The 12,124-nt window shown below is 57.8% G+C and carries 8 protein-coding genes; 6 read left to right on the plus strand and 2 right to left on the minus strand.

The genetic code is table 11. The annotated features are described in order from the left end of the window. Positions 1-9 precede the first annotated feature (9 nt). A complete protein-coding gene (locus tag BI327_RS17700) occupies positions 10-1,155 on the plus strand; it encodes a ribonucleotide-diphosphate reductase subunit beta (protein ID WP_076862018.1) in 1,146 nt (381 codons plus the stop codon). Positions 1,156-2,039: 884 nt separating this feature from the next. Beyond that, a complete protein-coding gene (locus tag BI327_RS42355) occupies positions 2,040-2,180 on the plus strand; it encodes a hypothetical protein (protein WP_159450461.1) in 141 nt (46 codons plus the stop codon). A 147-nt stretch (positions 2,181-2,327) separates the two neighbouring features. Here BI327_RS42355 and BI327_RS17710 read toward each other — a convergent pair whose 3' ends face one another. Next, positions 2,328-3,185: a host specificity protein gene (locus BI327_RS17710; RefSeq protein WP_083742116.1), complete on the minus strand. Its 858-nt coding sequence runs from the start codon at positions 3,183-3,185 to the stop codon at positions 2,328-2,330. 486 nt (positions 3,186-3,671) lie between these two features. On the opposite strand from BI327_RS17710, the gene BI327_RS41740 reads away from it, so the two are divergent. Continuing rightward, positions 3,672-3,881, plus strand: coding sequence for a hypothetical protein (locus tag BI327_RS41740; RefSeq protein ID WP_143271627.1), 210 nt, complete (start codon positions 3,672-3,674; stop codon positions 3,879-3,881). An 86-nt stretch (positions 3,882-3,967) separates the two neighbouring features. Next, the gene (locus BI327_RS42360) at positions 3,968-4,207 is read left to right on the plus strand and encodes a hypothetical protein (protein ID WP_159450462.1); all 240 of its coding nucleotides are present in this window, start codon (positions 3,968-3,970) and stop codon (positions 4,205-4,207) included. Positions 4,208-4,759: 552 nt separating this feature from the next. Here BI327_RS42360 and modC read toward each other — a convergent pair. Next, a complete protein-coding gene (gene modC / locus BI327_RS17720; RefSeq protein WP_076862205.1) occupies positions 4,760-5,941 on the minus strand; it encodes a molybdenum ABC transporter ATP-binding protein in 1,182 nt (393 codons plus the stop codon). A 138-nt stretch (positions 5,942-6,079) separates the two neighbouring features. Here modC and BI327_RS17725 point away from each other — a divergent pair, with 138 nt between their 5' ends. Both BI327_RS17725 and BI327_RS17730 read left to right on the plus strand, forming a co-directional pair. Further along, positions 6,080-6,280, plus strand: a complete 201-nt coding sequence (locus BI327_RS17725) for a hypothetical protein (protein WP_143271628.1) — start codon at positions 6,080-6,082, stop codon at positions 6,278-6,280. Positions 6,281-8,918: 2,638 nt separating this feature from the next. Continuing rightward, positions 8,919-10,541 carry an outer membrane beta-barrel protein gene (locus tag BI327_RS17730; RefSeq protein WP_245334847.1) on the plus strand — a complete coding sequence of 541 codons (1,623 nt, stop codon included), beginning with the start codon at positions 8,919-8,921 and terminating at the stop codon, positions 10,539-10,541. Positions 10,542-12,124 lie beyond the last annotated feature (1,583 nt).

Genomic DNA, 12,124 nt, shown 5'->3' on the forward strand with positions numbered 1-12,124 from the left:
ACCGACATTATGCTCGACTTTTCAGAAACTGCGACCAAAGTCCGCCAGGAGCGCACACCCTTCATACCGCCGTGCTTCGCGGCGGCGCCCGCCGAAGAGAATGAGGCAACCGGCCTCGGTACGATCGACCGCCATGGCGGTCGCGTCTCGGTCGACGAGAAGCGGATGATCAACTGCCGCGCCGACGTCAACCAACTGCTGCCGCTGAAATACAAATGGGCATGGGAGAAATATCTCGCTGCCTGCAACAATCACTGGATGCCGACCGAGGTCTCGATGCAGGCCGACATCGCGCTGTGGAAGTCGCGTGACGGTCTCTCGGAGGACGAGCGCCGTGCCATCAAGCGCAATCTCGGCTTCTTTGCGGCCTCTGAAAGCCTGGTCGCCAATAACATCGTGCTGGCGATCTACCGCCATCTCACCAACCCGGAATGCCGGCAGTATCTCCTGCGCCAGGCCTTCGAGGAGGCGGTGCACACCCACACCTTCCAGTACATCGTAGAGAGCCTAGGCCTCGACGAGGGCGAGCTGTTCAACATGTACCGCGAGGTGCCCTCGATCACCGACAAGGCGGCCTGGGCGATCAAGCACACCCAGCATCTCGACGATCCCGATTTCAGGATCGGGACGCCGCAGGCCGGTCAGGCGTTCCTGCGCGACCTCGTTGCCTTCTATGTGATCTTTGAGGGCATGTGGTTCTACACGGGCTTCGCGCAGATTCTCTCGTTCGGTCGCCGCAACAAGATGGTCGGCATCGCCGAGCAGTATCAATACATCCTGCGCGACGAGAGCATCCATCTGAACTTCGGCATCGACGTGATCAACCAGATCAAGATCGAGAATCCGCATCTGTGGACATCGGCCTTCCAGGAGGAAGTCCAAAACATGATCCGCGAGGCCGCCGAACTCGAGGCCGCCTATGGCCGCGATACGATGCCGCGGGGCTTCCTCGGGCTGAACGCCGCATTGTGCGAGCAGTACATGTACTTTATTGCCAACCGCCGCTGCGCTCAGATCGGCCTGACGCCGGTGTTCGCGGAGGCAGAAAATCCGTTTCCGTGGATGTCGGAGGCGATGGACCTGAAAAAAGAGAAGAATTTTTTCGAGACCCGCGTCATCGAGTATCAGAACGGCGGTGCGCTCGATTGGGGATGAACTAATTTGCGGTGACCATTGCCTGTGCATACGGGTGATACGAGCCGGACCGTCGTAATGTCGGACATTGCCCCTGACGCGCGATGCTGCGCCGCCGGATCACTTTGATCATTTTGCGAGCGAAGTGGTCCGGACTGCTCGATGGATTCTGATCGTTGTCGCTCCGTTCATCGCGCGACCGGGTGATGCAGCCTTTAAACAAAGCGAGCAGCGTGCCGAACCGAGGCCGCAGCTACCGCGAGCATGTCAACGCGAGGATCATCTTCGAAGGGGCTTGAAGCTTACGCGGCGTCATGTTGTACATTCTTAGTCCTGTGTTTTGCGATTTAGCAAAATGGGGCCGGGGATGGTAACAAACGCGGGTGGCGAACAAAACCCGACGGTCGTTGGACTGCTTCAACGAGCCTTGGAGACGGACTTACCTTGGCGGCATGCTCTTGAACGGGGGCATCTGGCGAAGCCGGCAAAACCCGCGGCGAGAGCATCAATCCAGCTCGCGCTGCAGGCCGGCACCAAGGGCTGACCACATGCAGCCGGCGTTGCTTTGTCTGCGGATGCTCGACGACGGAATTTCCTGCATACCGGCGGTAACTGCATCGAGCGGCCGCAGGACTTCTTCTGGGGTTCGGTGCAATGGATGCGCCGCAATGACAAGAGCAACAAGGTCCGCTTCGATGACCGGGCCACGGCGCACATTGACACTTTTCCGGTTCGCGTTGCGGAGTTCCAGAACAAGAAGTGCGACTGCAGTCCGGGTCCCCGACAACGAGAAACGATGACATCCATGCCGATCGTAGTCAGCGGCGAAACCGTGAAACTACTGAGAGTGTCAGGTCAAGCCGAAATGGAAGGGCCCTCGGATATAAGACCGGTGGAGGAACAGGATGAAGGCGACGCTAGGGGAATTGCAGGCGCTCAGGCTATTGCGTGCATTCTCGAAGATCGATGACGAAGACAAACGAAAAGCCGTGCTTGAACACGTCGAAGCCGAAGCGGTGTCTTCGAAGAATCCTAAAAAGAAATAATCGACAGCTTCGGCCGCCTCGTCGCCGAGACGGCCGACTGGAAGAAACGCCGCAATGCCAAATGCGTTGGCGTCAAGTGGCTCAACCGAAGCGGCCCGTTGCCAAATCAGGTCAATTTCGACCAGTCCAAACCGCTGTGCCGAGAGACTAGCTCGTCGGCGGGCCCATATTGAGGCGATCGAAGTACCAAGACGGATCGTCCCCAGACGAATCTGTCTCGATATATTCTTCGTTCGAATTATCGTCCTGACTTCCTTCAACAGGATCCTCGCTCTCCGCTTGGAGATACAGTCGAGGCTTGTCTGCAGGTTGCCATTCATCCTGGTCGTTTTTCGTCCACTTATCAGCATGTTGTCTAGGGTCGAGCACGAACTCGTTCCCACCCACGTCAATAAACCCCATCTGCTCCAGACGGGGCTTTGCTTCATCGTTAGCAGGACGCGACATGACCAAAGGCCGCTTGCCGTCAAGCCGAAGTTGATGTTCGAGCAGGACATCGCCCGCGTTCTCAACGAGCGGATGAGTAACTCGGAGAGCTACGACAGATGAGATGTTTCTACGACCCGGAAAGTGCTCCTCCTGCCACGCCTCGCCTTTGATGCGGAAGCCTGGATCCGTCCTTAGGAGTCCGACGCTCTTATCGCCCAGCTGGTAGCTGAAGTACCGCGAACCCGTCTTGTGATTTACGGTCGCGCCGGCTCTAGCGACCATCGCGGTGCTCTCTGCCTTGGAGGACACGAAATCCGAGTACTCTTGCGGATTGTCGGCTATGTGCTTCACATCGTCACCGTAAAAGTTCCTCAGTTCTTGCCTGAATGTATTGCTGTTCATCTCGTAAATGGGAGGCTCGGAGGTGAGGGAATACGTACGTGTCGCCGATGACGAACCAGACGCGACGTCTGCAAGCGTCTGCCTAAACATCCGGTCATCCGCTAACTGCCCGGATTCATCGGCTTGGCCCGCGCTTGTAGATGGGATGGACGGTCCAGTGATTCTGCCATACATGCGAGTAGTTCTCCTATCGACAGCATTGGGTCCTGGTTGACGTCGGTCTACTCAAGACCGGTCAGTAACTTGAGCGAGCGAGCTGACCACAAGCTGATGTAAAGAAAAGCGCACGGCTGCCGGCCCTAACGTACTCGCGCGCGTCAAGCTGACCGACCATGTCGGGGCCCATTGGTTTTGTCCCGAGTTTGCACGGGGTTGCACGGCTGCCCTCCAGCTGAAGCCGACATGCAAGGATACATCCGCGTTAGCTCACCATCGGTTCACCAGATGGTGCTGACGCTTGAACGCAAAGGTCCCCAACCAGCGGCGCCGCAGGACCTGCTAAGTCGTTGATTTATCGTGCTCCGTTAGGTTCCCGCTACGTTTCGCTCAGCGGGCGCCCCGATTCATTGCGATTTTCGGCACTCTAAAGATAGTCTGAGCTAAAGTGGACGCGCCGGCGTTTTTCGGCATAGGCTTTGACTAGGTTGTCAGGAGACGAGCATGGCTGCCCGCACCGAAGGCGCCGGTCGCTCGCACGCTGATTTCAAGCGAGCGGCGAATGACGAGCTAACCAAGTTCGAGCACCGCGAGCGCGAGTTTCAAAAAGAAGACCGCGACGAACGAGCCAAAAGGTTGCAGTTGCCGGTGGAAAGATACAACCGTGAGGATTGGCGCGTAAGGAAACCATCAAGGCCATTTTATAGAGCCTGAGAGGTCTGGCCTCGCCTTTACGATGTCGTGCGCAACGCGACACGCGACTTCGGCGGCGACGGACATAGTCAGCGCGAGGTTTGACCGTGTTGAACGCTGCATCGGATCGCACCACGCCCAGCCTAGCCGTCACTCCCGTGGTCGAGACGCTCCTTGACGTTTATGGAGGTGAGCACCGGCGGCTTGGTCTTGCGGGGCTGCTCGTACCGGGACGCAAGATCCAGGAGCCGCCGCTTGATAAACGGGTCGGCCCGATCGGCAAGGTCGCGAACCAGACGAGCCCGCTGCCTGTTAAATTCATCATCCAGCATGCGATCACCAAATAATTCAGTTTGTACTGCGGATCGGTCAACATGGCTAGCCGTTGAATGGCGTGTGGTTAAGCGAGCCGGGCCTCAATGGGTTAGTTGCGGCTTCATCCGGCAAAGAGTGCGGTGGGCGTCACCCAGCGTACTTCTGCCAAGCCTCTGAGCGCAGCTCGATTCTCGAATTGCCTGTCCACGCTCCGGACTTGTCCTAATCCTTAAGATAGGGCGCTGTTCCCAGAGGAAGCATGCTCCAGAGCAAGTAGGCTCCGCGTCGGCGGCTGTAGTCGTGCGTCCGGCTGGGGGCTTGAGATGTTCACCTGCGCGGCATGCAGCTACGGTAACGGCCAATTCAACTTGCCGATGATCGTTGCCGGGAAATAGCAGTTTGCCACAAGCGTCGCCGTGCGCGGCAATGGTAAGACTGCAATGTCGCTTATACGTTACGTATGACGTGTTCTTTCAGCCTTACGGTTTCCTTCTCTATTCCTGACCTCCTCTCGTCAAGGGATATGCTGGCTCGAGGCGCTGCGGCAGAGTCTTTGAGCGAGGCCGCCAGTCGCGGGCTTCGTCCTATTGTCGGAGCGCCACCTCCGCGGTACTTGCGGCTCCAGCATTTGTCGATACGCTCGAAGTCGAAATCGCGTGCAATGGTGGTTCAGACGCCGAGACCAGGAAAATGCGTCCGATTTCGGCGAATATATCCATTCCATCCCTGAGGTCCAGTGCATGAAAGGCGCGGCGCGTGATGCGCGCCAGGATCTGTGCGGCCGAAACTCCGGTCTCGAGCGCGAGCACCAATGTGACCTCGGCCGCGCTGAACGGCAAAGAGGCCTTGATGCGCGCTGGCAAGACATTGAGGGTGGGGCTTGCGCGCGGCGCCTCACGAGCGATGCTGACGTCGCTGGCTGCGATGCGCAGCCTTTGACGCGCACCGGGTTTGAGCGGAGGTCCCGGCACCAAAAGGCGCGCACCTTTGAGGCGGAGGACGATGAGCCCATAACGTCCGTCGTAGCCGCCGACCACCGCGTCAAGGCTCACAGCGGCTTCGTCGCGCCCCGCAAGCCACTGCGCCGGATCGGTCTGCAAGACATGCAACGGCCCAGCCGCAGTCACCCGTCCGTCTTCCATCATGACAAGATGATCGGCAAAGCGTTCAACGTCAGCCAAATCGTGGCAGACATAGATCATCGGCAGCGTGAGCGTTTCATGCATCCGCTCGAGGGTCGGCAGGATCTCCTGCTTGGCGGAGCGATCGAGCAAGGCAAGCGGCTCATCCATCACAAGTAATCGGGGCTGGGACAGCAGCGCGCGGGCTATGGCGACGCGCTGCCGCTCGCCGACGGAGAGATGTGAGGAAGAACGGTCAAGGAGCGATGCCAAGCCCAGCAGTTCGACCACTTCCTCAAAACCGATCAGCGTTGGTTCCATTTTGGGCGCGGCATCAAGCAAATGGCATCTGACAGACAAATGAGGAAAAATAGTCGGATGCCGGACCACATAGCTGACGGGACGCAAATGCGTCGGGCGAAACGTGCTCTCATCCTGCCACACCTCGCCATCGATCTTACAGAAACCAGTCGGCAGATGCTGGAAGCCTGCGATGCAACGCGCCACCGTGGTCTTGCCGCAGCCTGGTGGGCCGAAAATAGCCGTCATGCCACTTGCCGGCACGCTGAATTGCGCGTCGAGCGGAATGCCCGCGAGCGAGCCGCTGAAGGCGACTTTGATAAGGCCCGGTTTTGCTGTCCTCACGTGCCCGGTCCGCATCGTTCGATCCAGGTTACCATCGGGGCCACCACAAGCCACAACGTCACGATGGTGGACGAAAAGCCAGCTTGTTTCGCTTCGCGACGGCTGCCCGCAGCACTCCCATAAGGAGTGGAGGCAAGATTGCAGGCCAACGGTCTTATGATGCGCGGCATTTTGAGCGCCTCCGTGTCATTCATCAGCGCCGCAGTGGAATTGCGCGGCGCGCGCCCGTCGATTGGACGGGTGAAGTTTCTTAGCGGAACTGCGGTGCCTTGGCCGATCACTCTGCTCGAGCTGAGTCGTCGGCAGGTGGAGACAGCTGAAGTGGACCGGCTTGCATGATCTAGCTGTAGAACGGTCGGCTCGTATCATGGCTCACAAGTGCCTCGTGTGCGGTCTTCAGCTTGAACGGGGCTGCAATCTCCCTGGCGCGCGGCGCGAGGGTGCGCTCCAACCACCAAATCAGTGTTCACTGCCCCAGCGCTTCCGAGCGTGAACAGCATCAGAGCCGCAACGATCAGAATCAACTGGACCAGTCTCAGCTTCATCGGGGCTCCGAGCGTCAGCTGCTGCGCCACTTCCTTGCGGCGGCTCTCGGTCCTCTCACAGCAAGCTGCGTGCCGGCCCCGGAATTGTGCGCGCGTGGCTTGATGGGGTGAAATGTGAGCCGCCAGCGCAGCGTCCCGGCCGCGCGGTATCCGTCCAGTTTTCGACGTTGATGTCTTCAAAGGGACATAGATAGCAGACGAGAGCCGCACCCGACGGCGCGGGCTTTGGGCGCAAGCATCGAGGCGGAGGCCGGTTCGATCGTCGGCAGCCCGTCTCGCGCCGGGCTGCCGCGATCGTCAACGAAGCGTCAACCAGCAGAGGTCGCGCGCCTCCTCGCTGGTCGCTTGAAGCGACGGCCTGGCCGCCTCGATCGTGATCGAGATCCGGGACGGATGATATCGGAAAACAGAGCTGCCGGATAACTGACTAGCAGACCGTTTGGAGCGAGGGAGGGGACGGCCACGGCTTGAATCTCTTTGCACGTTCGGTTTGAACGCGTGCCGTGCAAGGCAATCTCTCTTTTCATGCGAAAAGACATTCGACGATCTCGGCACTTCAACCCGTTGGAATGGTAACACTGAATACATCGGCCCCGCACGAGATGCGGAATACGCAATGTTCGTCCGAGACATGGTTCTCATGCCAGCCCCTGCCTGTCAGATCGGGACCCAGTTCCAGACAAAAACCTCAGCCAACTTGAGCGGAAAACAGGGAGGGGTCCGGCCATATGACGCGCGAGAGAGTCTGAATTGTGCAAGTCGAACGGCGACACAGAGAGGCGTGCTTACGGATCAGCCGCCCTTTCGTTGTCAGGACATGACGACGGGTTGGACCGCCCTTCACAAGGCATCCGGAGTTACAAGGCCAGGGTTTTCACCGCCGGTCGTGGCCGGCCAGATGTTTCGAGACGTAGGCGTGAGATTATCGTCCCACCCCGTGCAAAAATAAGGACTTGAAGCGTACGTAGCGTCAGGTTGTACGATCGAGGCAGGCGGCTGTCGCTTCTCGAAACTTCGCCTCGGGCAGTAAAGAACTCGAATGTCTCAACGTTGTAAAGCTCACTCCGCGAAGGTCCTTTGTGTATCCTCGCGGAGAGCTCAGTACGAAAAGTGGCTATGCACGGCATAGGTGGGGGCCGAACTGCACCGAAGCCGGACGAGCAGTTAAAGATCTGAGCGGACCGTCTTAGCGTTCGTGCTGCTGGACTGGAGGGCACCCGGGCGAGGTGCGATCTTCAATGTTCCGCACCGCCCTTCGCGGATGGTCGAGTTTACAGGACCGTAGGTGTCATAGACGTCAAGTGCTGGCTCGGGATGAACTGCTTACTCTCATCAACAAGCTATGGTGTCACCGACACACTTGGGTTGACCCAACTCGCAATCACTCCGCATTCGGCCGGGATCTGATCGTCTTGTAGGGATGTCGCTCGTCCACCCACTTCGCGGCAAGGATCGTTTGGGAGCGAACTCAATCATCGCTTGATGGTCAGATTGTGGGCGGGTGCCAGCGGCGCTCTGAGAGCGATCGCGCGCCCAGGCCAGCACTGGGAGATTCGTAAGTAAATCTCTCTCGCTGTGCGCCCGCAAATGAAGTTGTTCTCGGCTGTGAGTAGTTTCGTATGCCAACGAATCGAGAGCGCTGCTTTGATCGGGAGAGGACGAGAACGCGCTACTGCCATCTTCGTTTCCAAGACCTTCGGTTTGTTTTCTGGTTGACAGGCCATGTTGCACATTGCGCGAGACAATAGCGAAGGACACGTAGCTTAAGAGAGATATGGTGAATAAAAATCGACGCACTTATTGGATCTGCATGGCATATCGCTTTGCAGCGGCCATCGCTGTTGTGGCGATGACAACAACTGCGCATACAAGACACGCTCGAGCGCGAGATCTGAGGCCGGCAGAGACATTAGCGTCGTGCAGGCCAGACTTGGTCCGCTTCTGTGGCCACTTTACTGGGCGAGATGACCCAGATGCCGCTATGTTTTGTCTCAGAGAGAACTTTAAGGCCTTGCGTGCCAAATGCCGCCGCGTGGTTCCAGGTGCGGCGGAGATAAGGGGGCACGTCAGACGAGGCGGCATCAACAAGCTGCCATCTTCGAGCGTCTCCGCCCGGAAGAAAGCATCCGAGCTGCAAGTTCACAGCAGTACTAGAGGACGCCGTCCTACTGATGCGACGCTCGGACTATCATTGCGCCGAGGGAATCGAAACAATCAGTAGGGAAGAAAGAAGCTTTGCCCCACCAAGATTGGTAGCTGGTCCATCGACGGACACGTGACTACGAGCGTAGCCAATTGTCCTCCGGCCATCGATCGATGGCGCACATCGCGACAGTGGGGCTACGATGCGATCTGGAGTAAGTATTTGGGCGGCCGCCACGGTTGCGCTCATTGGAGGCGGTGCGGCCAACTCAGCAGACCTAGAGCCAACGGTGAAGCTGCCATCGGCGGTGTGGAGTTGGTCCGGAGGATATGTTGGCGTGCACGTCGGCGGTGGTTACGGCCGCACGTCCTTCAGTAATCCCTACGGTTCCTCAATCTATGGGGATGTCGTCGATACCCCTGTCTTCCTGGCAGGTGGCCAATTTGGCTATAATTGGCAGAACAATAGTTGGGTTTTGGGCGTCGAACTGGACGCCAGCCGGGCTGTTTCCGATGGCACAAATAGCTGCCTCGCAGCCGCCGGCAATATTGTGAGCGCAAACTGCAAGGCAAGCCCAACCGCCTTTGTCGCGGGGACCGGTCGTCTCGGTTACGCTTTTGGCCCGCAGGGTCACACACTGGCTTACATCAAGGCAGGCGTAGCCTGGCAAAATAATCGCGGGGACGTCGTCAACAACAATGAATACTTTGGCTTCATGTCACAGGAGACAACCCACTTCGATTATGGTCGTGTCGGGGGCATCATCGGGTTCGGCATCGAGCAGGCGCTGACGCCGGCATGGTCGGTCAAATTCGAGTATGACTCTTTGCAATTTGGCGGGCCGAGCGTGGTGACCTCTCCGACCGTGCAGTTTCCACCGTTTGCAATTCTTCCCCCGAACACGACCAGCCTGTCCAGCAGCTATCAGATCGGAAAGGTCGCTCTCAACTACCATTTTGGCGCCGACCCGCGGGCGGCGCCAAAATGGTTCGATCCGCAGCTGTACGCGAAAACAACCGACCCCATACGGCCAATTGCCTTCGCAGCCGGTTGGTCGTTCGAGGGCGGCTCACGGCTGTGGCCCAGCCGGGGACGATTCCAATGGGACAACAGCGCTGTGCCATCAATCTCTGGAGATCCCAGCATTCTTGAATCAAGGCTTACTTATCACCAGTTGGACGGACTTTCCGGGGAATTGTTTGGCCGACTCGACAGCCCCTGGGGGATATTCCTGAAGGGCTACGTTGGAGCCGGGCGCTTCAACCGCGGAAACATGAACGACGAAGACTGGGGAATCTACGGTATATCCTATACCGACACGATATCTGGTCAGTCGAACGGAAAGTTCACATACTACACGGCCGACGCCGGCTTTGACCTCCTACGCAGCACCGACTACAAAGTCGGTGGATTCATCGGCTGGACATATTACGGCCAGAAGTCGGACACGCCAGGCTGCGTGCAACTCGCCAACATCTTCTTTCCGTGCCTTGAGCCGGGCGACAACACGATCATCGGCAAACAGAGTACTCATTGGAATGCTCCGCGCATCGGCGTGAGCGGTGAGACCATGCTCGCCGAGCGCTGGCGCGTCAGCGCCGACATTGCCTACCTGCCCTGGACCGATTTCAGTGGTCGTGACAACCACCTCTTGCGACCGACGACCACGTTCTTTGATCAACGCGGGAATGGTGGCGGGGGAGTGCAGGCTCAAGGGGTGTTGTCGTACTTCATCACCAACAATTTCAGCGTGGGAATCGGCGGCCGTTATTGGGCTATGTGGACCAAAAAGGACAGCGATTTCATGTGCAGCGGCTGCGGCGGCCCGGGCACGATCGCTGGGCCTGAATTTGCGAAATACAGTATGGAGCGTTGGGGCGTATTCTTCCAAGTCGCTTATAAGCTCGACTGAAGAGACCTGATAGCTGGCAAGTCCTAAGTACCGGTCGATCAGACGGCTGCGAAAAGGCGAGAGTCATTCGGTCGATTCGGGAGAGGCCCGAAGTGAAACTGCCGACGCTATCGGCTGCGAAAGACGAATAGCTGCATCGATGTCAACGCACGTGAAAGCCAAGCGTCACGGACGGTACAGTTCCGTACAAGGAGATCTGCCAGATCGGAGCGGCTCCTTTGTTCCCGCGACTGATGCGTGCCGGACGATAGCACTTGGCTGACCGTCTTCCCGACCGCCGAGACCTCTTGGCGAGTCCGCGTTTCGAGCGATGGTGTCGGAGCAGTTGCCTCGCATATAAAAGCTCAACTACACCGTAAGTCTGGTCACAACGGGTCCTGTTTGCAACATGATGCCCGCGAAGATGCGGAGGACGGTACCTTTGTTGCGGGATTGTTGACGGGGGCGGTTCGCCCCCGACATCGAGGATCGGTCATCGGATCGAGCAAGAAAGGCCGTCTACGTCAGCTTCCAGCGATCTTTCTGGAATCGGCAATTAAGCCCATCACGGTATTCTCTAATGAAGCTGCACTGTGGTGGCGAAGTAGTGCGCTTAGGCAGCTCTCGGAAGCGATATGCGATGGTCTAGAGAGAATCCATTCATCACACGGTTGGCGGCACCGGCCGTGTTTCAGAGCCGGAAAGTCAAAGGAAATGTTTTCGCTAACAGCTTCTCAAAGGCAGAATGCTGTTCAAGAAGGCGATTTTCAATGAGCTTCCGATCCGCATCAGGTAATTCTGTCTGAAGCAACTTACGACAACGCCAAATGTGGTTGCGTACCGATCTAATCTCACTGAGCCTATCATCAACCGAGATCATCGCGCACGCCGACTAACTTCCAACTAACCCTTGAAGTGACCAATCGCGCCGCTACGCCGCTAAGCCACCGCTCCATCACGCCGGGGTATGCCAACTGGTTTCGCGTCCAAGCTTTTGCAAGGCGCGGGCCAATTTGCTTCGGGACATTGCGAATAGTGCGGTATACGCAAGGCGTTCAATCGATATCACTCTGCCACCGCCAGTGTGATGGTCATTTGCCGTAGATCTCGAATTTTATCTGCATTGTCGGCGCGCCCGTTGGGGAATTCCTGCACGTCACGAGGAGGTCGGGTTCACACCGCAGAGCGGCAAAGGCCGTTAAACCGAGGCTGGGTCGTAGCGGAACGCAAGTCTTTTGGGGGCTAAGGCAATACACCCGTGCAGCGATAAAGGCGCCGTTATTTTGACGCTTCGGTGCTTTGCGAACTTTGTGAGTGTTCGATTGAACGTCATGTTCTGTGAGTGGCGGAATATCACCGTATGCAGGCTCGAATAGGTCTCGGATTGGCGAGCAGCATCGCTCTGAATGGACTGCGCGCTCTATCGATTGCGGCACAAAAAGGAAAACTGTCGTGCACGAGGCATTCGCGGTTATTGCCCGACAACCGACACTTGAGCGAGATCTGCTCGTTTTGATGAATCAGCTTCAAAACATCAGATTGCCTATCCGGCATGTTCCAGGCGTGAGTTTCGCGCAACGGCGGGACATCGTCGCGCCGTGAGT

The sequence above is a fragment of the Bradyrhizobium mercantei genome, from assembly GCF_001982635.1.
GTDB lineage: Bacteria > Pseudomonadota > Alphaproteobacteria > Rhizobiales > Xanthobacteraceae > Bradyrhizobium > Bradyrhizobium mercantei.